Genomic DNA, 23,751 nt, shown 5'->3' with positions numbered 1-23,751 from the left:
TAGATAGCGGGCCTCTTCCGGAGGCTAACCTGGGAGTAAAGAAGGTGTAGCATGGGAAAATTCACTTCTCCGGATCCGAGCGAGAACGGAGATGCAGCGAATCCCCAAGAGACAGCAGCCGTGAAGAGCAGTTGGGCAACGGAGCTATGGGATTGGGTGAAGACGATTGCGATCGCATTTTGTATCATGGTTCTTCTTAATATGTTTGTCTTTAATCTGTCTATGGTTAAAGGGGAATCGATGGAGCCGACTCTGGAGGAGTCCGAGAGGCTATTTATTAATAAATTGGTATACCGGTTTGCTGACCCGGACCGAGGCGATGTAGTGGTACTCAAGGACCCGAGCAATGGACCGGACAAGAAGGGGTTTCTTGTGAAAAGAATTATAGGTTTGCCAGGTGATACCGTTGAGGTAAAGGGTCACCTGCTGTATGTAAATGGCAAGGTACAGAATGAGCCATATACAGATGTTCCAATAGAAGATCCTGATTTTGCGCCGGTTTCAATAGAGGAAGGCCATTATTTTGTCATGGGAGATAATCGTCATATTCGGAAGAGTAAGGATAGCCGGGAGTTTGGCAGTGTTCAGGAATCGGATATTGTAGGTCGAGCAGAGTTTATTCTGTGGCCGTTATCTAAAATTAAGGGGTTATAGGGTCATTAAGCCCGAAGCGAAGAAAGGAGGCGCTGGAGATGACTTCACAACATGGAGCTTATGCTCCTTCGCCCTCTGTTTGGGAAGAGCTGAAGGCGGAATTGAAGCAGGCTGCCCCCAGCCTGGGAATTGACGACATTGGATTTGCTTCAGCAGATCCTTTTGTTTCTTTGAAGTCCATTTTGCAGCAGCATCGCGATTTGGGTTATGAATCGGGTTTCGAGGAGTCTGATCTGGATAAAAGGGTGACCCCTGCGCTACCCGGAGCTAACCCGGCTTCCATCATTGCGATTGCCGTTGCTTATCCGTCCAAGATGAGCAATCCGCCTAAATCCGTGCCGGGTAAATACCGGGGAATTATGGCAAGATCGGCTTGGGGACAGGATTACCACCATGCCCTGAGAGATGCCATGTCTAGACTGGAGGCATTCATCCGGGAGCGTGTTCCAGATGCGGTTCTGGACAGTATGGTGGATACCGGAGCTTTGGTGGACAGAGCTGTCTCACAGCGGGCAGGAATCGGATTCAGCGGTAAGAACTGTTCGATTATTTCACCGAAATACGGCTCTTGGATTTACCTTGGTGAGATGGTTACCAATATTCCTTTTCCACCGGATTCTCCGGTAACGGAGGATTGCGGAGAATGTACAAAATGTATTGATGCTTGTCCTACGGATGCTCTTGTGGGCCCCGGGCAGCTTAACGCGCAGCGCTGCGTATCCTATCTAACCCAAACGAAGGGTTTATTAGACGAAGAACTGATGCGTAAAATTGGCAACCGGCTGTATGGCTGTGATACTTGTCAAATCGTTTGTCCGAAAAATAAAGGCCTGAACTGGACACATCATGAAGAGCTACAACCGGACCCAGAGAAGGCGAAGCCACTTCTTCTACCGATTCTTGATATGAGCAACCGTGAATTTAAGGAGACATTTGGTGATACAGCGGCAGCATGGCGGGGAAGAAAACCGATCCAGCGGAATGCCGTGATTGCCCTTGGTAACTTTAAAGACGCTTCGGCGGTACCGAAGCTTAGCGAGGTGCTGCTGAAAGATCCGCGTCCCGAGCTGCGGGGAACTGCCGCATGGGCTTTGGGTCGCATTGGAGGCGAAGAAGCTTTGAGCAGCTTAGAAAAAGGTATGAAAACAGAACGAGATGAGACGGCACGCCGTATGCTTAAACAGGTTTTGGATAAGTGGAAACCGGAAAGTAAAGAGCAAGACAGTAATCAGGCGGAAGCAGCAAAGGTTACTCCGGATGCTGTTGCCGTAGAACAGACAGAGCCTGAAGCGGAGCTAACTACGCCGATAAGTGATACCCGTAAGGAAGCTGAAACAATAACAGATGTTCTATATTTTGATGAGATACAGACACCGATTGGAACGTTAACGGTTGTGGCAACGGATTTAGGCATATGCTTAATCGAGTTCGGAGCTTTTACAGTGAAAGAGGCTGTCCTCCAGCAATGGTCTCGCACCTATGCAGGTGGAGCTGGGTATGAGCATAACGAACAGCGCCTTGCGGATGCCGCATCCCAACTCCAGCAGTATTTTGAAGGAACACTCAAGGAGTTTGACCTGCCGATTGATCTGCGGGGGACTCCGTTTCAATTGCAGGTATGGGAAGCACTGAAGAAAATTCCTTATGGTGTGATCCGTTCATATAAAGATATAGCTGAAGCCATTGGACGGCCGAAGGCTGTTAGGGCTGTCGGAGGCGCCAATAATAAAAACCCGGTTCCGATTATCGTTCCTTGCCATCGTGTGCTCGGAATGGATGGAACACTTATAGGTTATGGCGGAGGCTTGGAAAACAAGCGTACCTTGTTAGCGCTGGAAGGGGCTTTGCCCGATCGAAAAGGGCTTTAATCATCCGGAGGCTGAATGACCGGAAAAGTCCTGTTATTTCATTTGCTGTCCTGAAAAGTACATGCTATGATAGGTTCGTATATGCGCCATTAAATGGTAAATATTAGAATTAAATAAAGGTGGTCAAGTGATGAATATTGTCATTCCGATTATTACATTAATTGTGGGCTTGGTCGGTGGATTCTTTATCGGTGTGTTCTATCTACGCAAACAGATGGAGAAGATGCAGAATGACCCACAAATGCTGCAAAAGATGGCTAAACAGATGGGGTACAATCTGAACGGAAAACAGATGCAGCGTGCACAACAGATGATGAAAAATCAGCCAATGCAGGGCAAAGGCCAGTCGCGCAAGCGTAAATAAAGGCACTATACAGTAAAACCGTTTTTTCTGAACGGGAAGGGGGATATACCGTGGCGGGCGTAAAAGATTATGTGAATAATAAAGTTGGGGAACATCGTGAGCAAATTGAATATCACGTTGAACAGATTCTCAAGCTCATCGGTGAAGATACCGAACGTGAGGGATTGCTTGAAACACCTGCCCGCGTGACACGGATGTATGAGGAGATTTTTGCCGGATATGAAGTTGATCCTCGTGAAGTGCTAGGCGTCACCTTTGACGAACAGCATGAGGAATTGGTTATTGTGAAGGACATCGTGTACTACAGTCAGTGTGAGCATCATATGGCACCGTTTTTCGGTAAAGTACACATCGGTTATGTTCCTAGCGGCAAAATTGCAGGTTTAAGCAAGCTCGCACGCTTGGTAGAGGCGGTCACTCGCCGTTTACAGGTGCAGGAGCGCATTACATCCCAAATCGCGGATATTATGGTTGAAGTGCTTCAGCCACACGGCGTTATGGTTGTGGTGGAAGGAGAACATTTGTGCATGTGTGCACGCGGGGTGAAGAAACCGGGCAGCAAGACGGTTACCTCTGCGGTTCGCGGTACATTCCAGACGGATTCGGCTCAGCGTGCTGAGTTCTTGTCCTTGATTAAAGATTAGGCACAGCATTTTGAATTGACTGTTTATAGAAAAGGCTCCGCCAGCAATTGGCGGAGCCTTTTTTGCGCGGGCAGCAAGCATAGGTTAATAAGGCTCCCACATCAGCTTTCTTGCTTGCTCGAAACGCTTCTCAGCTTCAGGCCAGTAGACGACATTCCACCAGTCTTTGATGTAATCCTTGCGATTATTTTGATGTTTTAAATAATAAGCATGCTCCCATACATCCAGAGGCAGAATAGGAACGACATCCCACTGGGACAGGTTCTGGTGCTTCTCTGCCTGTAGAATTTCCAAGCGATGACTGCGGGGGCTCCAGACCAGTATGGCCCAGCCGCCGCCTTCTACCTTGTCAGCTGCTTCTGAAAAATGTTTCTTGAACCGTTCGAAGCTGCCGAAATCCTTGTGAATCTGCTTCGCTAGTTCACCTCCAGGAGTGCCGCCGCCCTTCGGATTCATGGTGTTCCAGAATATAGTGTGCAGGTAGTGTCCCGCGCCATTGAAAGCAAGCTCGCGCTCCCAGTGTTTAACCAGATCGAAATCTCCGGTCTTTCGTGCTTCCTCCAGCTTTTTCTCTGCCTTGTTGAGTCCGTCGACATAGCTTTGATGATGTTTGTCATGATGGATCCGCATCGTTTTCTCATCAATGTATGGTTCAAGTGCATTATAGGGGTATGGAAGAGGAGGGAGACGATGTCCGCCGATCGGGACAGGCTGAGGATTCGGGTAAGATGAAGACACACTGTGTAGTATGACCGCGTCACCTTCTTCTTGTTGAGTTAACGGAGTAGAATCGGATGCTTGTAGAGCAGCAGTCATGTGGCTGGGTTGAGTCATCAGCCGCTGAATTTCTCCTGAATGGCCAAGATGCTCGAGAACCTCGATAAAGTATTCGGATTCCCGGATAATGTGCAGCAGAACGGTATCAGCAAGGGGAGTTTGTTTAGCAGCGGGGCTGTTGTCTTTGATAATGTACAGCTGACGTATGAACTCCTTAGATTGTTCCAGCGAGACGCGCAGCAGGATTTCAATGTGGGCGATAAGCTGTGGGGAGAGAGGGCCAGAAGTGGTTAGCACCTGCTGGAGCAGTTGGTCTGCTGCTTTTTCCGTTTCGCCAAATACGACCTTCCACTCATTGAGGAGTTTCACATAAGGAGCTTCAAGGGTAGGTATGATAGCCTGGATTACTTCGGTATGCTCCATTTCTTGAAGCTTCCAGAATCTGATTTCTTCTAATATTCTTGCCGGGAGCATAGCTCCGTAAATATACAACATGCTTTCTGTTCCTCCCATCTCATTCATCATTATGGAACTATATTCAACCCCCGGTCTGTTTATGAAATGCTGAGCAGAAAAAAGCCTGCAGCGATTGTGATTGCTCAAGCCCCCAATTTGAAGACATTAAAAACACCTATGCAAGTTCGTGCATCACTACGAATGCGGATCATTCTTCCGATCGCTGTTGCGATCCAATTTCCTGAACTGATTTTAATAATGTTGAAATTGGATCACAAAGGCGAACGCTTCGCTTCTCCAGCATGATTCCGCCTTCTCCGTTGTAGAATGATTCTCTAAGTTCTCTTAACCTACAAGATGTTTCCTGTACTCTACAGCGTTCAACTTGTTTAGCTTTCGCAGAGCTCTAGCCCTTATCAACATGTAACTATACAGCCTCTGACTTAAGGGGCTTTGGATAGTGCTTAAACTGCTGACCTTTTTCGCTAGCATAAAAAATGCACTCCCTAGAATCACACTGGATATACCAAGAGGTTTTCCAATGTCTATTTTAAGGAGTGCACTTCAGATAAGTTTCCGCAGGCTTTAATATTCATTAATTATTGAGCTGACGGGTTGTCCGGGGATTCTAATTTCCCGAGAAACGTAGACACCCTGCGTAAATATTCACGCGGATGTTCCCGGAATATGAGTTCATGTCGAGAACCCTCTACAATCCACGAATCGGAATCGGGATGAGTCTGATTGGAAGCAATTTTTTCAGCGATTGGATAGGGGGCTTTATCATCATTCGTTCCATGGATGAATAGGGTCGGAAACGGATAATCATGCGATTTTACTTCCGTATATGGAATCTGATCCAGACTTGTACCGTTAAGTACAGGGAACAACAGCTCCAGTATTTCGAGCGAGGGATGACGAGGCAGATCAATCTGGTTCTTGATGTTATGGTACAAGGTGTCAGGCTCCAGTAAAAATGTGCTGTCCAGTATCATGGCATCAACATCCTTCGTATCGAGGCCTGCCTGCAAGGCAGTGCCTGCTCCCATCGAAAAACCCCAGACGACAATTTGCTTAGCGCCCTTCTGCTTGGCCAACTGAATAGCACCAAGCAGCTGACGCTTTTCCTCTTTGCCTCCGGTAGCCACTTCTTTGCTGGTCTGGGAGGCAAATCCGTAATCGAACATCAGGACATTGAAATTTAAATTATGGGCATAATGTGCTAAGTCATACATAGGAATCCATGTTTCTTCACGATTAGCTCCGTACCCGTGGCTTAGAATTATCGTTCGTGTCGATTCTCCAGCAGGAATATACCAACCGTTCAACGATTGCTTGCCGTCAATAGAATGGAACAGAGCATTCTCATACTCCATCTCCTTCGCCAGTTTTGGATTGGAGTACAGCGGTGCGACCGTTGGATTCGACAATACCCAAGCGATATAAGCGTGCAAAGCTATAAAACAAAAGACAAGGAAAAATACAACGGACAGGATTAGAGAAAGCACAATATGTTTGAAGCGGATCATGCGGGCGGAAAGCCCGGTTGTCGTCTCAGGTGACTGGGCGAGTGGGGCATTGTTACCAGTGGTTATACTCATAAGTGGCCCCTCCTTACCATTGAGAAATTCATTAAAATGTAAACGCTAAAATTATAATTATCGTAATGCTGCAATGGGGTAAAGTCAATGTGAATTAATAGATTGTAAGATAATTGTAAAGAGAATTCCAGTTTACTTCCCGCCACTTTTTTCTTATAATTCTTGTAACCGGGTTTCATGTAATGAAACATGAGAGGAGCAAGCGGGTATGGAAGACCGTAAATTAACTGTACGTGCAGTTGAACGCGCACTCGATATATTGATGTGTTTTACAAAGAGCCATGAACTGGCATTAACAGAGATTTCCTCTCTTATTGGATTGCATAAAAGTACGGTACATCGATTGATGACCACACTAGAGGATAGAGGATTTGTCGTTCGGGATAGCCGAACGGATAAGTATCAATTAGGGATGAAAATCTGGGAGCTTTCCACGCATCTGTCTCATAGTGATGATCCGGCAGTCCTGCTGCTCCCGGCAATGGAGTCGCTTCGTGATCGGCTCGGAGAAACGGTTAGTCTATACCTTCGTGACGGAATGGAACGTATTCGTATTCAGGCCGTACAGAGCAATCAAGCGATTCGCCGTGTTGCCCAGGTGGGAGCACGTTTGCCGCTGTCAGTCGGAGCCTCCAGCAAGGTGCTGGTGGCTTATTCCTCTCCGTCAGATCAGGAGGAGCTGTTGAATTCTCCGGAGTGGCCTGATTTCGTAGACCGAAATCTTTACCGTAAGCAGCTCAGGGAGATCGTAGAGACAGGATATGCAATTAGTATCGAAGAGCGTGAACCGGGGGCAGCGGCCGTCTCTGTGCCGATTATGGATCGCAGCGGAAGGATTGCAGCCGCGCTCTCGATGTCAGGGCCTGTCAGCCGCCTCTCGGCGGATAAGCTAACGGAATATGCACCCGTATTGAAGGAAGCGGCAAGAGAGATGGGACTGATGATCTCCTAGGTGTTAATTTACGTTTCTTTGCTTCGTCATCACAAACAAGCAGACCGTCCCACAAGAGCTAGGCTCTTGTGGGACGGTCTCTTTTTTCTTTTAGTTCGGCGCTATGCGTAGTGACGAGCATTCCTTAGAATAGACATTGGAAATCATCTGGGTATATCGGATGTATTCACGAGGGGGATTTTTTTACTTTTTCTACAACGGAGAAGGCGGAATCATGCTGGAGAAGCGAAGCGTTCGCCTTTGTGATTCAATTTCAACATTAATAAAACCAGTTTAGGAAATTGGATCGCAACAACGATTGGAAGAATGATCCGCATTCGTAGTGATGCCGAAACAACTGCATGTTTCATAGCTAATCAGGCACGAAGCTGTACCTTTAAGCAGATAAAAGTGACGCAGCAAGAATAAGTGAAATCAGCCCAATCATAACCGCCCATGCTTTTTTATTCGCGTAATTAATAGTCCAGCCAACACCAAACCGCTTCTCCACAAAAATGGCTGGATCATGCGGATTGAAGTATATTCCTCCAAGCTTCCAATAGGCATCGTCGTCATAAGGCTGAGCAGAAGAAGGGGCTCGCTTTGGGCCGATCCGGCTTCCTCCCTGTCCAGTAGTCAAGGTTAATACCAGTACGCCAATAATGATGAGAACGGGCGTAAGCATGCTGACGAGGATTAACATATCCGTATTGAAGCTGAGGATCATGTTGAACTGAATAAATGAAAAGAGCAGGATGATAATGAAGCTGGCCGTCATGTTGAAGAAGGACCATCTCCGGCGGAAAATTGCGTTACGGGCTGCAGATTCTGCAGGGTCACCAGGCCCGATTTGCTGCTTGCTGTTTAGAATGGACCAATTGACGAAGGCAAATATGACAATCATAACGACCTGCATGATATTTGGAAAGAGCACGGTCAGCACCGATTTGTCGGCAAATCGAGTCACATGACCTTCGAAATCGAACTTCATGGGAAGCTGCCCAGGGATGCGATCATAATAAGATAGTGTCCAGGTTGCACTAATGGCTGCAATGATTCCATGAAGAATAAACCAGATGTTAGAGAACACGAGTTTCTGCTGCCGGAACCGGGTATCAATAGAAAGCGTTTGACGCTTGTCATGAGAAGTCGGAAGATTAGATTTGATTCTTTTCATTTTCAAATGGAATATAACATTCATCATAAGGGAGAAAAGGACGATCCCGAGAATGGTGAAGGTAAATGCAATTTCTTTAGAAACCTCTTCAGGCCATAAAGACACGACGAGCAGGCAGCACACAATGAGAAGGATAGATACGAGACTGTTAATGCCGGCATACTGTCTGCGCAGCTTGCGCAGTGGCTCGCTGTGGAATGTCTCCTCACTTACTGTAATACCAAAGCTTAAAGTCTCCCGTGTAAAATAAGGCATGAACGCTAGCGATGCGAGCAATGGGAGAATCATCAACCCAATGATTAAAGCGGAAATAACATACATACTTATTCTCCTTTCTTCTTGTGCGTTATTTCGTGATGGATATCCGCCACGATCTGTTGCAGCTGTTCCTGACTCATACCTCGGCAAATAGCTTCTGCGATGATGGGTTTAAGCTGACTGCTGCGCTTGTCTTCATACTCCGGCGTAATCTCCGGAAGTCCATCAGGGTTTACAACAACCCCTCTCTGACGATGAATCTGAATGAATCCTTCTTGCTTGAGTAACGTGTAAGCCTTGTTAACGGTGTGAAGGTTAATTCCGATATCGGATGCAAGGTTTCTGACTGAGGGGAGGGGCTCACCGGGCTTAAGCTCGCCGCTGGCGATACCTTCAATGATCTGATTGATTAGTTGAGAATAGATAGGCACATCTGATTGCATATCAAGTTGAATGATCATCGTGCACAACCTCCATTCGTTATAACTGTTATATTTATACTATAACAGTTAATACAATAAAATGGAAGCGGTGAAAGGGAGGATTTTGATATAAATTCATGAGACATAAAAAAGCGCCTGCTAAATGCAGGCGCTTTTTTATGCAACCATATGTATTAACGTGTAGCGCGAGGTATGTTCTTCTCATTCATTTTCTGCACTAAAATATCATGAAATGATGCAGGCTTATCAGCGCTATTATCCTTCTTCGTGGTGTTAACCGTCTGAGGTTTAGGATATTGATGGTGAAACGGTGTCATCGTATGGATGGTTAGCATGTGATTTATATCCTCCTGACATATAAACGGGTTAAATAGTTCTTTAAATTTTAACCTTCATAAAGCCAGTCGAAACAGGATATTCCAAATTCAGGAGAAAGGTCTTATAAAATATGAAAAGTCCCCATATCCTGATCAAGGATATGGGGACTTTTGCCTAAGGCTATAGTGCCTTTACTTATGCTTGTGTCTGATTCATTTCGATCATCTGGCGAAGTACAGTTTGCAGGATACCACCGTTATGATAGTAGTCTACATCAACCATACTATCCAGCCGAGCAATAACAGGAATCTCGAACTTCGTGCCGTCTTCACGTGTAGCAATAACGGTTAGCTCTTGGCCTGGTTTCACATCATTGCTGAGTCCGATGATATCGAACGTTTCACGTCCGTTCAGACCAAGGTTCTGCCATCCTTGACCCTCCTGGAACTGCAGCGGGAGAACGCCCATACCTACAAGGTTGGAGCGGTGAATCCGTTCAAAGCTTTCAGCGAGAACAGCTTTGACTCCAAGCAGGTAAGTACCTTTAGCAGCCCAGTCACGGGAGCTTCCTGTACCGTATTCCTTACCGGCAAGAACGATCAGATTCTGGCCGGCAGCCTGGTAGTTCATCGAGGCATCATAGATTGACATCACTTCATCTGTTGGAAGATAAGTGGTTACACCGCCCTCTGTTCCTGGAGCAACCTGGTTGCGGATCCGGATGTTAGCGAAGGTACCGCGCATCATGACTTCATGGTTACCACGGCGGGAGCCGTATGAGTTGAAGTCTTTGCGGGCAACACCGTGATCATTCAAGTAAAGTCCTGCCGGGCTGTTCGTTGCAATGTTACCGGCTGGTGAGATGTGGTCCGTTGTTACGGAGTCACCCAGCAATGCAAGAACACGGGCTTGGCGAATGTCCTGGATATCGTTCATGCCGTCTGCAAGCTTCTCGAAGAATGGAGGATTCTGAATGTATGTGGACTCCGGATCCCACTCATACAGCTCGCCTTGCGGTACAGGAATCTGATTCCAGCGTTCGTTCGCTGTAAATACATTCTCGTACTTTTGGCGGAACGCTTCAGGGCTGACGGACAGACCAATCGCTTCGCGAATTTCAGCGCTCGTTGGCCAAATATCCTTCAAATAAACAGGCTCATTGTTCTGATCATAACCGATTGGCTCGTTCTGAAGGTCGATGTTAACCGTTCCAGCCAGGGCATAAGCTACGACAAGCGGAGGAGAAGCCAGGTAGTTCGCTTTAACCTGTGCGTGAACGCGGCCTTCAAAGTTACGGTTACCGGACAGCACAGCTGCCACAGTCATATCGTTATCTGTGATAGCTTGGCTAACTTCATCAGGAAGCGGACCGGAGTTACCGATACAAGTCGCACAGCCATATCCGGCTACATAGAAGCCAAGTGCTTCAAGATAAGGGAGAAGTCCGGCTTTCTCAAGGTAATCTGTTACCACAAGGGAGCCTGGAGTCAAGCTGCTCTTCACAAAGCCTGGCTTTTTCAAACCGCGCTCAACCGCTTTTTTAGCAAGAAGACCTGCTCCGAGCATAACGCTTGGATTGGAGGTGTTCGTACAGCTGGTGATCGCTGCAATAACAACAGCGCCGGTTCCCATTTCGCTTGTTGTGCCGTCTTTATGTTCAACGGTAACCGTCTGTGCGATTTTCTCATCGCTCAGACCGTATCCGCCTTTATCGATTGGTGTGCGGACAATGCCGTTAAAGTTCTCTTTCATATCGGTAAGCTCAATACGGTCCTGAGGACGCTTAGGTCCGGCCAAGCTTGGTACAACCGAAGCGAGGTCGAGCTCGATCACGTCAGTAAATTCAGGATCGACTGTATCCGCCGTACGGAACATATTTTGTGCTTTATAGTAGGATTCCACGAGTGCAACCTGCTCATCAGTACGTCCGGTATTCCGGAGATAAGCCAGAGTTTCATCGTCAACCGGGAAGAAACCGATCGTAGCGCCGTATTCAGGAGCCATGTTGGCAACGGTAGCACGGTCAGCCAGACTGATATTCGCAAGACCAGGACCGTAGAATTCTACGAATTTACCAACAACGCCTTTTTTACGAAGCATTTGAGTAACGGTCAGTGCAAGGTCAGTCGCCGTAGCGCCCTCTGCCAGACTGCCTGTCAGCTTAAAGCCGATAACCTCAGGTGTTACAAAATAAAGCGGTTGTCCCAGCATGCCGGCTTCTGCCTCAATACCGCCGACACCCCAGCCCACAACGCCAAGACCGTTGATCATGGTTGTATGGGAGTCCGTACCCACGAGGGAGTCAGGGAAGACAAGCGTTTCGCCGTCTACGGTCTTTGTTGCCGCTACAGATGCGAGGTATTCCAGGTTAACCTGGTGAACGATACCTGTTCCCGGAGGTACAGCGCGGAAGTTATTAAATGCGGTTTGAGCCCAGCGAAGGAAGCGGTAGCGCTCTTCGTTACGTTCGAACTCAACCTTCATATTATATTCAAGAGCCTGGTCGGTACCGAAAGCATCAACCATGACGGAGTGGTCGATAACGAGATCGACAGGTACAAGCGGGTTGATCTGCTTCGGATCTCCGCCGGATTTCTTAACCGTATCACGCATAGCTGCAAGGTCTACAACAACAGGCACACCGGTGAAGTCCTGCAATACGATACGAGCCGGTATGAAAGGAATTTCCTTATTGTTTCCAAGGCCTTCATTCCATTTGGAAAGCTGCTTCACATGCTCTTCCGTAATAGCGCGACCGTCGAACTGACGAACTGCTGCTTCGAGCAGTACCCGGATGGAGAATGGAAGCTTAGATACATCACCGTGTCCTTGCTCTTCGAGAGCTTGTAAGCTGTAATAACGGTAGTTCTTGCCGCCCACCTCAAGCGTGCGGGAGATGGAGAATTGGTCCTTTACTGACATACGTGAACCTCCTTGATCATTTCAATGATTTCAAAAAAGAATGTTTCACTAGATGAAACAGAATTTCAAAATTAACCTAATTTAAGTATACCGTTTACAAGCCTTGACGTAAAGCATTTTTTGCGGAAAGTGACGCATTTCGGCGAGCTTATTTGCATGTCATTTTACAAGGGATTTTGGCCGGAAAAGCATGGTTCATAGCGGAGCACGTTCCTTCATATATTAGGGTATATATATCCTCCCGGATGACGACGGGCGATAAAGTCCGGAAAGGGGCGAGTAGGATGGTTAAAGCAGCCGAAAAACAGCGGCCTTGGAAGAACGCTTTGTATACCTATGTAGATCAATATAATCAGAGTAAAGTGGAGCACGGTCCCGGTCTGAGAGAACAAATTGTTACGGATCTCGACTATCTCATGAAGCGGGCAGAGAGACAGTTTCGAACTCATGCCTGGTATGCAGAAAGAGAAGTGACCCCGCTGAAGAGTGAAACAAGAGCGAAGCTGCAGCGAATTCTTAGAGAGACGGAGGATGATGTTGTAGCAGATCTTCGTCTGCATAGTGTATTTTTTTATGAAAAAAGAGGCGTGACCCACAAGGAGGACATCATAAGCCGGGAACGCTTAACTGTCGTCCGCGATGGTGACTCCTGGGTGATCGTTGGCATAGAAAGGCTGGAGGATGAACGCCATCCCTTAAATGAAGCGGACATGGGGCAGGGTGAAGCTGATTCCGCGAGGCCCATCCTCTCTGCACCCTTGATTAATTATGGGGTATATGCGGGAGGAACCCATTCCCGGGCAGGACGATATGAAAGAGAAGCTGCCGCTTCTTATGCGGATAAATGGTGGGAGTCAGGCAACCCGGAGTTCGCAACTTTCGATGTGGATTGCACGAATTACATCTCCCAATGTCTCTTTGCAGGCAAAGCCCCAATCCACTATACTGGTAAAAGAGAAGCGGGATGGTGGTACAAAGGTTATGTGAACAGCCGGGAGTGGTGGAGCTACAGCTGGGCTGTTTCCAACGCCTTCGCCCGGTATTTGAACACGAACACTTCAGGTTTAAGAGCGGACATGGTAGAGCGGCCGGAACAGCTCATGCTCGGAGATGTCATCGTCTATGATTGGGATGGTGACGGAGCATTTCAGCACAGCACCATTGTGACGGCTTTTGACGCGGGAGGTATGCCGCTGGTGAATGCACATACGGTCAGCAGCAGGCACCGTTACTGGGATTACCGTGATTCTTATGCCTGGAACGAGAATACAGTGTACCGTTTTTACCATATTCCTGATTATTTTTAGAAGGACAGCATGATTGCTGCAATTCGTATAAAAGAGAGAGGTTTCCGAATGGGACAGGACAAATTAAAAATAGGCTTAGTTTATGGTGGTAAATCGGGAGAGCACGAAGTATCGCTTTCAACGGCCTTTGCCGTCATGAACGCTTTCGATTTTGATAAATATGATATTATTCCTTTCTATATCACGAAGCAGGGAACGTGGAGAATAGGCAGCAAGCTTTCCGCTCCGTTCGCGGATGCAGCGGAGTTAAAGCTTGAGAACGGGGATGGCACACAGGCTGCGCTGAATGCTGTATTCAGCAGGCTGTATGGCAGCGAGGAGAGCATAGTTGATATTATGTTCCCGCTTCTTCACGGTACTTTTGGCGAGGACGGTACGATCCAGGGGCTCTTCGAAATGGCGGATATCCCGTACGTTGGAACTGGCGTCTTGGCTTCGGCTGCCGGCATGGATAAAGGTGTTATGAAGAAATTGTTTGCACAGGCAGACATTCCGCAATGCAAATACTGCTATTTCAACAGAACCCAGTGGGAGAAGAACAGCCACGATCTGCTGCAAAGTATGGAGGACAAACTGGGTTATCCTTGCTTTGTGAAGCCTGCGAATCTGGGGTCCAGTGTCGGGATCTCAAAAGCTAAAAATGCCGAGGAACTGAAAAAATCAATTGAAGCAGCACTTCGTTTTGACAACAAGATCATTGTCGAGGAATTCATTGATGCGCGCGAGGTTGAAGTCAGCGTGCTCGGTAATGACGAGCCAATGGCTTCCGTACCGGGTGAGATTGTCTCTTCTGGCGAATACTATGATTATGCTGCAAAATATACGGATGGACGATCAGAGATGATGATCCCCGCTCCTGTGGAGCCGGATACGGCAGATCAGCTGCGGGAGCTTGCTATTATGGCTTTTAAAGCAATTGAGGGCAATGGTATTACGCGGGCTGACTTCTTTATTCGCCGCTCGGACAATGCTATTCTTATTAATGAAGTAAACACGATGCCTGGCTTTACGCCTTACAGCATGTATCCTCTGCTGTGGAGAGAGACTGGCGTTTCCTACCGTGAACTGCTTGATCGTATGATTGAGCTGGGACTTCAGCGTTATCGCAGCAAACAAGCATTAATTTACGAAAATGAAGCTTAAGAGTTATAATGAAACCTAAATAGGAAATGAATACCAAGGGGGGGCTGCGAATAACACGGCTCCCCTTGATTCTAATCTTTTATACGGGAAAGGGAGGCTGGCTTATGGGATTTCAGACCGAGTTCAATTCCGTTTGCAAGTTTAAGAACGATCAGGAGCTGTATGAGCTTCTGGAATATGGCCGAGGAAAAATGCTGAAGGAAGGACTTCGTGTGTTTCCGACAGGGCAAAAGGTCATCGCCTACACTCCGGATAATAAAGCGGTTGCGATCGTTCTGATTACTGCAAGTGTAGCCGAGATTAATTTCCAGGGACGCGAGGTCACCTCTGTTGAGCTGCAGCTTGTCCGCAAGCTCACGGATGAAGAATCCAGAGTACAAACCGATCTTGCATACGAGATGTTTTTCGGGAACCCTGCATGATTGTTCGCTTTGGTTATGTGGCTATGTCGACGGTCATTCAGAACGCATCACCTTCAAGAACAATGACGATGAAGAGCTTTCTTAAGCTGAATGACCGTGAGGCCGCGATTCGAAAGCTGGAACGCTTGGCTGCTGAGAATCTGCATAATACCCTGAGATTGTTAAAGCATAGCATCGCTCATGATATCCGCGTATACCGAATGACCTCCAAGCTCATTCCGCTTTCGACACATACGGATTTAAGCGAGTGGGACCCTTATCCGGCACTGACGGAGGCCTTTGCTGAGGTCGGCCGGTTCGTGAACAAGCATGAGATGAGAGTATCCTTTCATCCGGATCATTTTACCGTGCTGAGCACTCCAAGACCGGAGGTGCTGGAGAGTTCCATCCGTGACCTGAGACATCACACGAACATGCTGAAGGCGCTGGGACTCAGCGCTGCGGCGAAGAATAACATTCACATCGGCGGTGCATACGGAGACAAGCCTTCTGCTGCAGCACGGTTTGTGGAACATTTTCAGCAGCTTGATCCGGACATCAAGGAGCGTATAACACTGGAAAATGACGATAAAACATTCAATGCGTTAGAGACGCTTGAGGTAAGCCGAAAACTTTGTGTTCCTATGGTGCTGGATATCCATCACCAGTGGGTTAATAATGAAGGAGAAGACCCTGGCGATCTATGGCCTGAAATACTCAGTACCTGGAACACGCCCATGGCACAGGCCGGTTCTGATCCGGAGCGTCCGTTACCTCCCAAAATTCATGCTTCAAGCCCGAAGAGCCCGTCAGATATCCGAAGTCATGCAGATGGAGTGGACGTGGCACCGCTGCTCTCCTTTTTACGCAAAATTGCCCGGAATACGCCGCATCTGGATGTGATGATCGAAGCGAAGCAGAAGGACGGCGCCCTGTTTGCGTTAATGGAGGAACTGTCAGGTTACGAGAAGGAAGGGGTCCGGATCATCGATGGAGCCACAATTGAAATCACTCCATGAGATCTGGACAGGCTGGGGTTTTTCGGCAGGGAACGTGCCCTTGCTTTCAACGTATGAAGTGAATAGGATATCTGGAAATCTCTTAAACAAAGTTTTATATGGAAAGTAGAGTGAGCGCATTGAATGAAAAAGACAAGGTACCTTACGTGGTTACAAGTAAGAGTCACACTGCCGTTGCGATCAATTGTGCCGCAAAAGCAGGGGAATGGATTCAGAGCAAGTTGGGAACCGTAAAGCAGCTTGGCACCAAATCCTCTGCACAGGATCTCGTGACCGAAGTGGACAAGGGGGCAGAGCAGATGATTCGAAAGCTGATTCTGACCCATTTCCCGGACCATGCCATTCTTGGCGAGGAAGGTGTTGAACCGGGGCCTGAGGCCCTGACCAAGGCACTGGAGGCTGTTAAGGACGAACCATACGTATGGATTATCGATCCGATTGACGGAACGACCAATTACGTACACGGATTCCCTTTTTATTCGGTCTCGATTGCACTTGCCTATCAAGGTGAAGTCATCCTGGGTGTAATATATGACCCATCCCGTGATGAGCTGTTTATTGCCGAGAAGGGGAAAGGGGCGTATGTACACGGTAACCCTACAGCAGTGTCCAAAGACAATGATTTATCTGAGAGTCTGCTGGCTACGGGGTTCCCGACGGAGCATTCCTTTAATCTTCCGAACAATATGGCTGGAATCCAGGCCCTTCTGCCGAAGGTGCGCAACCTGCGCGGGGGAGGATCAGCTGCACTGCACATGGCATATGTGGCAGCTGGACGACTGAGCGGTTACTGGGAGCTTGGATTGAATCCATGGGATATCGCTGCTGGAGCACTGCTGATTCAGGAATCCGGCGGAAAGGTTACTGATACGAAAGGGCGTCCGTACGATCTGTCTGTTCGCAATATTGCTGCTACAAACGGGAAGATTCATGAGGGTTTGCTAAATACATTATCTGAGGCTGAAGCAACAGGCTATTAAAATAGCTGGAAATATCATTTGTAATAACTTCTTCAATTACTGATAAAGGAGTGTCTATAATGAATGATAAGCCGAACCCCAATTTAGAGCATCAGCTCAGTGAACTGCTCGTAGATGGTGAGATGGAATCCAGGAATGAAAAAGAAGAAGGACGCCGTCTCATTCCGCCTAAATATGAGATTCGTATTCAGACGACACAGGACCCTATTGTGGAGGAGACACGTAAATACCGGAGCATGGCGAAGGAACTTGACGACCGCTATGATAAATATATGAAGCGGGCGGGCGAGGATGGTACGGCAGGTTCCGGGGATAGTAACTCTTAATGATAAGCAGCAACACTTTTGAAATATTCATCTGGAGCAGTTCCTGCAGGGGAGCTGCTTTTTTTATTGGTTTTATGTATCTATGACAGCAAGAGAGTGATAGAATAGATAAACCGAATTGGATATTATCACCAAAAAAAGGAGTGTTATGATGCGGAAATTTTGGAGGAAGGGACTGGCTCCTGTCACCAGCTTGATATTGATGGCTGTGCTCTTAATAGGGCCTTGGGCAGGGACAACGGTCTCAGCAAAAGAGCAGTTAACAACAGGAGATGCATACCGGATAGTTTCGCTGGGGGATTCACTTACCGTAGGTTACGAGCCGGGAATGGATGTAAACTCCAAGCCTTATGGCTTCGTGGATCGACTGCTGGAGCAGGGACTGTACCATGGCCGTATGGAGGTCACTAATCTGGGAATTGCCGGTCTTAAAACAGACGGACTGAAGCATTATGTGCAGGCGATTCAGGATGAGCGGGCTGTTTCAGCAGAGGATATCCAGGCGGGTTTAAAGGACCCGCGTGTCACAGCGTTAGGGGCTGAGGCGGCTAAAGCAAAATCGGTGATTGCCGAAGCGGACGTTATTACCATTACGATTGGCGGCAATGACCTGTTCGAAATTATCCACAAGGCAGGAACGTTAAAGCCGGATGAGCTTGCCTCCCGGGTTCAGGAATTGTTCGGAATCTATACGGATAATGTTACTTCGGTTGTAAACAATCTGCACAGTATAAACCCGGATGCTATCATCATACTCGCAGACCAATACCAGCCTGTACCGGAAATTGCGGATAAACTTATTTATCCAAAGCTGATGAATGCGGCAGAACAATTTACGAAGGTGATTGACGGAGTGGCGGATACTTTTGTCACGAACGGTATTAATGTCAAAGTGGCTCATGTGGCGAAGGAGTTTATCGGCTCCGAAATGACCATGACTCATATTTTGAAAGAAGACATACATCCGAATCAGTATGGTTATGAAGTGATGGCCCGTATTTTTTCGGAAACGATATGGGGAGATTATACGAAGCCGGTTATGCATGAAGCGAATCAGCCGATGGGAATTATCGTTAGTGGAAAAGAACTGAAGACACCTTATAAACCGGTCATCGTAAACAATCAGAACTTTGTCGCGATTCAGGATATCGTAAATGCCGTCGGAGCGAAGTCGGTATGGAGTAATAAAACATCCAGTGCTGCGATCACCTATGGAGATAAAGAAGTCATTATTAAGATTGGCTCGAAGTCGGTAACCGTAAACGGAGCTGCTGTCAAAATAGATACACCTGCCTTTTTGCACAAGGTAGGGAAAGAGCAGAAGACATATGTACCGCTCGCAGTGCTTGCTTCAGGACTGGGGTTTGATGTGAAGTATAATCCAAAGCTAAGAACAGTATTTATTAATCCTTAATCGATTGATTTTCTCGGTATCTTCACCACATTAAAAAGGCACAGGCCCAAAAGTCTTGATGACTTGAGCCTGTGCCTTTATCCATTTATCTCATTAACCTTTCATGGCCTTAAATGAAGCTTCGGCAGCTTCAAGCGTTGCATCAATATCCGCCTCGGTATGGGCAGTGGTCAGGAACCATGCCTCATACTTGGACGGTGCCAGATTGATGCCACGGTCCAGCATATGACGGAAGAATGCACCGAACGCTTCGCCGTCTGTATCCTGTGCTTCCTCATAGTTGGTTACAGGATGGTCGCAGAAGTGCATGGAGAAGGAGCCGCGGATCCGGTTAATGGTCACTGGAATACCGTGTGCATCAGCTGAAGCCTTTAAGCCTTCGGTAAGCTTCACGGTCAAGCGTTCCATTTCTTCATATACGCCTTCAGCCTTCAACACCTCCAGGCAGGCGATACCTGCGGAGATGGAGGCTGGGTTTCCAGCCATCGTTCCTGCCTGGTAAGCAGGACCGAGAGGAGCAACCTGCTCCATAATATGCTTGCGGCCGCCATAAGCGCCGATGGGAAGCCCGCCGCCGATGATTTTGCCCAGAGCGGTCAAATCGGGCTGAATAGCTTCGTGGTTATCCAGTCCGGCGTACGTTTGGGCAGAGCCATAGTGAAAGCGGAAAGCTGTAATGACTTCATCGTAGATCACAAGTGATCCGTTATCATGTGTCATCTGACACAGCCCCTCAAGGAAACCGGGTTCCGGCATAACCATGCCGAAGTTTCCTACTATCGGCTCCACCATAACGGCAGCCACATCATCGCCCCACTTATCCAGCGCCTCGCGCAATCCGTCCAGGCTGTTGAAAGGCACGGTGATAACTTCATGAGCAATGCTGGTTGGAATGCCTGCACTGTCCGGAATGCCCAGCGTGGAAGGGCCGGACCCCGCTGCAACGAGTACGAGATCAGAGTGGCCATGGTAGCAGCCGGCGAACTTGATGATTTTGTTTCGTTTCGTATAAGCGCGAGCAACACGTATGGTTGTCATCACGGCTTCGGTGCCGGAATTGACGAAGCGGACCTTATCAAGAGAAGGGATTGCTTCTTTAAGCATTTTGGCCAGTGTAATTTCAAGCTCGGTTGGCGTGCCGTAAAGAGTTCCATTCTCGGCTGCTGCTGTGATGGCTTTTGTGATATGAGGGTGCGCGTGCCCTGTTATGATTGGACCGTATGCTGCCAGATAATCAATGTATTGGTTCCCGTCTTCATCCCAGAAGTAGGCTCCTTTAGCCCGTTTCATAAATACAGGTGCGCCGCCGCCTACAGCCTTGAAGGATCGTGAGGGACTGTTAACGCCTCCGACGATATGCTGAAGCGCTTCTTGATACAATACTTCTGAACGGTTTCTGGATTTGGACATAGATGAACTTCCTTTCTTCATGAATCAGGACAGGCCACGATGATGCGGCCTGCCCTGATCTTTTATAATAGAATACTAATTATTGTTGGAAGATGAATCTGAACTGGAACTGGAATCAGAGGAGTTATCCTCTTGGTTTCCTTCTTCACTGTCTTCACCATCATTTTCAGTTTCTGCCGGAGGATTCAAGATATCCTGGATATACTGTTTAAGAGTATCCGGATTTCCAACGGTCAGAACGTCAGCACCACCGACATTAGCTTCGACTAAAAGTTTCATTGGAGGGACTTGCTCACTGCCTTTCATTTTACTCTGATATCCAACATTCGCAAGTTTCCACATGTCATCGACATCCATGTTGGTGTCGATATACGGACTGACTGATTTCAAGATGTCCGGCAGCTTCATAATGGACGTGGTGGACTGCATTTTTTTAGCCACAGCTTTAATAAGCTCGCGCTGACGTTCCGTACGTGTGAAATCGCCCATTTTGTCAAAACGGAATCTCGCATATTGCAGAGCCTTGTTACCGTCAAGATGCTGCATGCCTTTTTTAAGATCAATGTCATATTCATTTTTGTCAGCTTTACTGGAATATTTCATATCTTTCTCAACGTAGAAATCCACACCACCGACAGCATCCACAAGCTTCATGAAGCCCTGGAAGTCCGTGTATACGTAATACTGAATTGGAATGCCTAACAGATCACCAACAGCCTTCATCGCTGTTTTAGGGCCATGTGTGATGGCGGTATTAATCCGGTTCTGGCCATGGCCGGGAATTTCCGTGTATGTATCTCTAAGAATGGAGAATAAATGCATATTCTTTTTGACCGGATCGATGGAGGCGACGAGTATACTGTCTGAGCGGGGAATCTCACCCTCTTTAAACCCGCGGGCATCCACTCCCATGAGCAAGATGTTAACAGGTTCCTTGCCTTCCCATTTTGGGGGTTCGGGTGCCTTAGCATCAACCTGTTCTAATTCTTTGAAGGGAGAAGATTCGCCATTCTTCTTAAGTCCTTCGAGACCGCTGTAGATTGAGGAAGCATAATAAGTTCCATAGCCCAGAATGACGGCGACAATAAGACTCACAGACCATATGATGGTTTTCTTTGTTCTGCTCGTTTTTTTTGTTCTCTTTGCTCTTTTTTCCATTGAGTTCTTCCTTTCGGAGTACACTTGGTGAATAGTAAGTGCGGCATTTTGCTCATCTGTATTCACTCTATTATAATTTTTTTGGAAAAGACAATCAATTTTACGGGGTAATCCCCGTTCAACAAGGAGATGTTTGGCATAATGACTGAAGCTCAAGTACAAATGGGAAAGGAAGTTCCAGACTTTACTCTCCCGTCCTCGAATGGGAAACCTGTTTCGTTAAGCGATTTTCGGGGGAAGAAGATCGTTATCTATTTTTACCCGAAAAACATGACACCCGCATGTACCAATGAAGCATGCTTTTTCCGTGATAATTATGGCGCACTTCAGCAGGAGGGAGCAGTGGTTCTTGGCATAAGTCCGGATTCTCTGAAATCTCATGATAAGTTTATTCAGAAGTATGACCTTCCCTTTCTGTTGTTATCCGATGAAGATCATACAGTTAGTGTATTGTTTGGTGTATGGCAGCTGAAAAAGATGTACGGAAGGGAGTATGAAGGAATTGTCCGCTCTACATTCCTGATCGATGAAGAGGGGAAGCTTGTGAAGGAGTGGCGCAAGGTAAAGGTAGTGGGTCATGTTGAAGAGGTGCTTGAAGCGGTTCGTTCCTAATTTATCATATAAAAATCGGCTCCTGATCATTCCATTATGTGGGATAGGGCCGATTTTTTGCTTTTGAAAGATCATATAGTCTATTTTTGATATAGCCTCCATATAATCTATCAGAATGCCAATGGAATTCATAGAAAAGAAATGGTGGAGGTAGATTTAATATGTTCAAAAAAATCGCCGGATTTACTAAAATTACACTCTTATTCATCCTAGCAGCTGTCCTTACAATGACCGGAATTGGAATCTCCCTTCAACCGGAATACATGCAAAAAGAAGTTGCGGAAGCAGACCCTTCTGTCATGGAAATGAAAAATAAACCGATCCGGACGATTTACAAGGGTTCGGAGACTGTAGTGCAGCAGCCGGTATTAGCCTCAGCAGCCCCGAATAAACAGGAGAAACAGAGTGATAAGACTGTATACCTTACCTTTGATGATGGTCCATCCGAGCTGACTGAAGAGGTACTTGATATATTGAAGAAAAAGGACATTAAAGCTACATTTTTTGTGCTTGGAGCCCAGGCTAAGGTTCGGCCGGAGATGATCCGCAGAATACATGAAGAAGGCCATGTTATCGGCAATCATACATATAATCACGATTACAGCAAGCTTTATGAGAGGTTTCATGAGTTTTGGGATCAGATTAAACAGACAGAGGAGACCGTCAGGCTGATCACAGGCAACAGGCCTCAGCTGGTTAGAGCTCCGGGAGGTACAGCGGGCAAGTTCGACGAGACATACTTCAGGCTGCTGCAGGAGGGCGGATACCGTGTGTTTGACTGGAATGTCGACAGCGGCGACTCCAGACGCAGGGGTGTTCCCGCAGCAGAAATTGTGAAGGGAGCGACAGCACAGGTGAACCTGGATAAAGCGATTGTTCTGCTCCATGACGGGGCAGGGCATCGTGAATCTGTAAAAGCACTGCCTGACATTATTTCCTACTATCAAAAGAAGGGGTATCGCTTTGATGTTTTGACACCGGAAATGGAGCCTGTCCAATTTAAACTTCAGAGCAAAGTTGTACCCAAGCTTGTTCAGCCGGGAAAACAATGGATTGCTGATCATGTAAGCGGGAACGGATCCCTGTTTAAGGCCGGCAAGACTTTAACAATAGATATGCGGGGGTTCGCAACAGAATTTGCTCCAGGAGAATACCGTGTGGCCCAGGATAAGCTTTTGGTTCCGCTAAGAACCGCTGTTGAAAGGCTGGGAGGAAAGGTAACTTGGGATAACAAGAACAGAGCTGTACAGGTATCATTATCCAAGTTGAATTGGGTTGCGGACCCTGAAAAAGGGGTAATACAAATTAACGGTAGCGGTGGGAAAACAATTGCATCGGAAGTGACGTTTATTGGCAATACCGTTTGGATGCCAATCCGGGACATTTTGGAAATATCCGGTCATCCTATGAAGAGCATTAGTTATGACTCTAATAAATACAGAATTGTAACATTGTAGGCAAATAGTTGTATTTTGTGTTTGTAATTTTTCCAAACAAGTTATAGACTTAGAGATGTTAGAGATATTTATCACATACCCAAGCGAACGTTTTATGATAAAGGGGGGGGA

At 47.2% G+C, this 23,751-nt stretch carries 22 protein-coding genes; 14 read left to right on the top strand and 8 right to left on the bottom strand.

The genetic code is table 11. From position 1 onward, the window contains the following. Positions 1-51: 51 nt before the first annotated feature. From lepB to folE, 4 genes are all read left to right on the top strand, one after another. Positions 52-654 (top strand): signal peptidase I, encoded by a 603-nt coding sequence (lepB, locus tag BN1234_RS21145; RefSeq protein ID WP_054958618.1) that lies wholly within the window; start codon positions 52-54, stop codon positions 652-654. Positions 655-692: 38 nt separating this feature from the next. Next, positions 693-2,522: a tRNA epoxyqueuosine(34) reductase QueG gene (gene queG / locus BN1234_RS22970; protein WP_054958617.1), complete on the top strand. Its 1,830-nt coding sequence runs from the start codon at positions 693-695 to the stop codon at positions 2,520-2,522. A 130-nt stretch (positions 2,523-2,652) separates the two neighbouring features. Beyond that, positions 2,653-2,886: a YneF family protein gene (locus BN1234_RS21135; RefSeq protein ID WP_054958616.1), complete on the top strand. Its 234-nt coding sequence runs from the start codon at positions 2,653-2,655 to the stop codon at positions 2,884-2,886. 50 nt (positions 2,887-2,936) lie between these two features. After that, positions 2,937-3,530, top strand: a complete 594-nt coding sequence (folE, locus tag BN1234_RS21130) for a GTP cyclohydrolase I FolE (protein WP_054958615.1) — start codon at positions 2,937-2,939, stop codon at positions 3,528-3,530. Positions 3,531-3,614: 84 nt separating this feature from the next. On the opposite strand, the gene BN1234_RS21125 is transcribed toward folE, so the two are convergent. Together BN1234_RS21125 and BN1234_RS21115 are read right to left on the bottom strand one after the other, a co-directional pair. After that, positions 3,615-4,802 (bottom strand): Fe-Mn family superoxide dismutase, encoded by a 1,188-nt coding sequence (locus BN1234_RS21125; protein WP_054958614.1) that lies wholly within the window; start codon positions 4,800-4,802, stop codon positions 3,615-3,617. 560 nt (positions 4,803-5,362) lie between these two features. Further along, entirely contained in the window at positions 5,363-6,364 is a 1,002-nt protein-coding gene (locus tag BN1234_RS21115) for an alpha/beta hydrolase (protein WP_054958612.1), read from the bottom strand. A 208-nt stretch (positions 6,365-6,572) separates the two neighbouring features. Between BN1234_RS21115 and BN1234_RS21110 the strand changes: the two genes are divergently transcribed. Beyond that, complete coding sequence (locus tag BN1234_RS21110) at positions 6,573-7,316, top strand: IclR family transcriptional regulator (protein ID WP_054958611.1); 744 nt, start codon at positions 6,573-6,575, stop codon at positions 7,314-7,316. Positions 7,317-7,692: 376 nt separating this feature from the next. Here the strand turns inward: BN1234_RS21110 and BN1234_RS21105 are convergent, their stop codons facing one another. The 4 genes from BN1234_RS21105 to acnA form a co-directional block, all read right to left on the bottom strand. Continuing rightward, positions 7,693-8,793 (bottom strand): DUF1648 domain-containing protein, encoded by a 1,101-nt coding sequence (locus tag BN1234_RS21105; RefSeq protein WP_054958610.1) that lies wholly within the window; start codon positions 8,791-8,793, stop codon positions 7,693-7,695. Positions 8,794-8,795: 2 nt separating this feature from the next. After that, positions 8,796-9,191 (bottom strand): GntR family transcriptional regulator, encoded by a 396-nt coding sequence (locus BN1234_RS21100; RefSeq protein WP_054958609.1) that lies wholly within the window; start codon positions 9,189-9,191, stop codon positions 8,796-8,798. Between the two features lie 155 nt (positions 9,192-9,346). Next, positions 9,347-9,508 carry a hypothetical protein gene (locus tag BN1234_RS22570; protein ID WP_170308099.1) on the bottom strand — a complete coding sequence of 54 codons (162 nt, stop codon included), beginning with the start codon at positions 9,506-9,508 and terminating at the stop codon, positions 9,347-9,349. 178 nt (positions 9,509-9,686) lie between these two features. Beyond that, entirely contained in the window at positions 9,687-12,413 is a 2,727-nt protein-coding gene (acnA, locus tag BN1234_RS21095) for an aconitate hydratase AcnA (RefSeq protein WP_054958608.1), read from the bottom strand. A gap of 284 nt (positions 12,414-12,697) precedes the next feature. Here acnA and BN1234_RS21090 point away from each other — a divergent pair, with 284 nt between their 5' ends. The 7 genes from BN1234_RS21090 (at position 12,698) to BN1234_RS21060 (ending at position 19,003) form a co-directional block, all read left to right on the top strand. After that, positions 12,698-13,720 (top strand): amidase domain-containing protein, encoded by a 1,023-nt coding sequence (locus BN1234_RS21090; protein ID WP_054958607.1) that lies wholly within the window; start codon positions 12,698-12,700, stop codon positions 13,718-13,720. A gap of 48 nt (positions 13,721-13,768) precedes the next feature. Further along, on the top strand, positions 13,769-14,863 hold the full coding sequence (locus BN1234_RS21085) for a D-alanine--D-alanine ligase (protein ID WP_054958649.1): 1,095 nt from the start codon (positions 13,769-13,771) through the stop codon (positions 14,861-14,863). A gap of 104 nt (positions 14,864-14,967) precedes the next feature. Next, the gene (locus BN1234_RS21080; RefSeq protein WP_054958606.1) at positions 14,968-15,285 is read left to right on the top strand and encodes a hypothetical protein; all 318 of its coding nucleotides are present in this window, start codon (positions 14,968-14,970) and stop codon (positions 15,283-15,285) included. Continuing rightward, entirely contained in the window at positions 15,282-16,283 is a 1,002-nt protein-coding gene (gene uvsE / locus BN1234_RS21075; protein ID WP_054958605.1) for a UV DNA damage repair endonuclease UvsE, read from the top strand. The genes BN1234_RS21080 and uvsE overlap by 4 nt, the downstream gene beginning before the upstream one ends. Positions 16,284-16,402: 119 nt before the next feature. After that, a complete protein-coding gene (locus BN1234_RS21070; protein ID WP_054958604.1) occupies positions 16,403-17,263 on the top strand; it encodes an inositol monophosphatase family protein in 861 nt (286 codons plus the stop codon). A 59-nt stretch (positions 17,264-17,322) separates the two neighbouring features. Next, the gene (locus BN1234_RS21065; RefSeq protein WP_054958603.1) at positions 17,323-17,589 is read left to right on the top strand and encodes a hypothetical protein; all 267 of its coding nucleotides are present in this window, start codon (positions 17,323-17,325) and stop codon (positions 17,587-17,589) included. A gap of 151 nt (positions 17,590-17,740) precedes the next feature. Further along, positions 17,741-19,003 carry a stalk domain-containing protein gene (locus BN1234_RS21060; protein ID WP_054958602.1) on the top strand — a complete coding sequence of 421 codons (1,263 nt, stop codon included), beginning with the start codon at positions 17,741-17,743 and terminating at the stop codon, positions 19,001-19,003. Between the two features lie 93 nt (positions 19,004-19,096). Here BN1234_RS21060 and BN1234_RS21055 read toward each other — a convergent pair whose 3' ends face one another. Then, positions 19,097-20,413, bottom strand: a complete 1,317-nt coding sequence (locus BN1234_RS21055; protein ID WP_054958601.1) for a glutamate-1-semialdehyde 2,1-aminomutase — start codon at positions 20,411-20,413, stop codon at positions 19,097-19,099. A gap of 75 nt (positions 20,414-20,488) precedes the next feature. Further along, the gene (locus BN1234_RS21050) at positions 20,489-21,571 is read right to left on the bottom strand and encodes an LCP family protein (protein WP_054958600.1); all 1,083 of its coding nucleotides are present in this window, start codon (positions 21,569-21,571) and stop codon (positions 20,489-20,491) included. Positions 21,572-21,712: 141 nt separating this feature from the next. On the opposite strand from BN1234_RS21050, the gene bcp reads away from it, so the two are divergent. Together bcp and BN1234_RS21040 are read left to right on the top strand one after the other, a co-directional pair. Beyond that, a complete protein-coding gene (bcp, locus tag BN1234_RS21045; RefSeq protein ID WP_156337293.1) occupies positions 21,713-22,183 on the top strand; it encodes a thioredoxin-dependent thiol peroxidase in 471 nt (156 codons plus the stop codon). Positions 22,184-22,344: 161 nt separating this feature from the next. After that, on the top strand, positions 22,345-23,640 hold the full coding sequence (locus BN1234_RS21040) for a polysaccharide deacetylase family protein (RefSeq protein ID WP_054958598.1): 1,296 nt from the start codon (positions 22,345-22,347) through the stop codon (positions 23,638-23,640). The last annotated feature ends 111 nt before the right edge of the window (positions 23,641-23,751 follow it).

It is taken from the genome of Paenibacillus dakarensis (assembly GCF_001373415.1).
In the GTDB taxonomy this organism is placed as follows: Bacteria; Bacillota; Bacilli; order Paenibacillales; family Paenibacillaceae; genus Paenibacillus_AQ; species Paenibacillus_AQ dakarensis.
This window is presented reverse-complemented; position numbering and strand designations above follow the sequence as displayed.

Coding starts and splice junctions, on each gene's coding strand:
- BN1234_RS21105 (WP_054958610.1), bottom strand. CDS start 8,793: ATGTATGTTATTTCCGCTTTAATCATTGGGTTGATGATTCTCCCATTG.
- BN1234_RS21110 (WP_054958611.1), top strand. CDS start 6,573: ATGGAAGACCGTAAATTAACTGTACGTGCAGTTGAACGCGCACTCGAT.
- BN1234_RS21055 (WP_054958601.1), bottom strand. CDS start 20,413: ATGTCCAAATCCAGAAACCGTTCAGAAGTATTGTATCAAGAAGCGCTT.
- lepB (WP_054958618.1), top strand. CDS start 52: ATGGGAAAATTCACTTCTCCGGATCCGAGCGAGAACGGAGATGCAGCG.
- BN1234_RS21080 (WP_054958606.1), top strand. CDS start 14,968: ATGGGATTTCAGACCGAGTTCAATTCCGTTTGCAAGTTTAAGAACGAT.
- BN1234_RS21060 (WP_054958602.1), top strand. CDS start 17,741: ATGCGGAAATTTTGGAGGAAGGGACTGGCTCCTGTCACCAGCTTGATA.
- BN1234_RS21040 (WP_054958598.1), top strand. CDS start 22,345: ATGTTCAAAAAAATCGCCGGATTTACTAAAATTACACTCTTATTCATC.
- BN1234_RS22570 (WP_170308099.1), bottom strand. CDS start 9,508: ATGCTAACCATCCATACGATGACACCGTTTCACCATCAATATCCTAAA.
- BN1234_RS21065 (WP_054958603.1), top strand. CDS start 17,323: ATGAATGATAAGCCGAACCCCAATTTAGAGCATCAGCTCAGTGAACTG.
- bcp (WP_156337293.1), top strand. CDS start 21,713: ATGACTGAAGCTCAAGTACAAATGGGAAAGGAAGTTCCAGACTTTACT.
- queG (WP_054958617.1), top strand. CDS start 693: ATGACTTCACAACATGGAGCTTATGCTCCTTCGCCCTCTGTTTGGGAA.
- BN1234_RS21115 (WP_054958612.1), bottom strand. CDS start 6,364: ATGAGTATAACCACTGGTAACAATGCCCCACTCGCCCAGTCACCTGAG.
- BN1234_RS21085 (WP_054958649.1), top strand. CDS start 13,769: ATGGGACAGGACAAATTAAAAATAGGCTTAGTTTATGGTGGTAAATCG.
- BN1234_RS21100 (WP_054958609.1), bottom strand. CDS start 9,191: ATGATCATTCAACTTGATATGCAATCAGATGTGCCTATCTATTCTCAA.
- acnA (WP_054958608.1), bottom strand. CDS start 12,413: ATGTCAGTAAAGGACCAATTCTCCATCTCCCGCACGCTTGAGGTGGGC.
- BN1234_RS21050 (WP_054958600.1), bottom strand. CDS start 21,571: ATGGAAAAAAGAGCAAAGAGAACAAAAAAAACGAGCAGAACAAAGAAA.
- BN1234_RS21125 (WP_054958614.1), bottom strand. CDS start 4,802: ATGTTGTATATTTACGGAGCTATGCTCCCGGCAAGAATATTAGAAGAA.
- BN1234_RS21090 (WP_054958607.1), top strand. CDS start 12,698: ATGGTTAAAGCAGCCGAAAAACAGCGGCCTTGGAAGAACGCTTTGTAT.
- BN1234_RS21135 (WP_054958616.1), top strand. CDS start 2,653: ATGAATATTGTCATTCCGATTATTACATTAATTGTGGGCTTGGTCGGT.
- uvsE (WP_054958605.1), top strand. CDS start 15,282: ATGATTGTTCGCTTTGGTTATGTGGCTATGTCGACGGTCATTCAGAAC.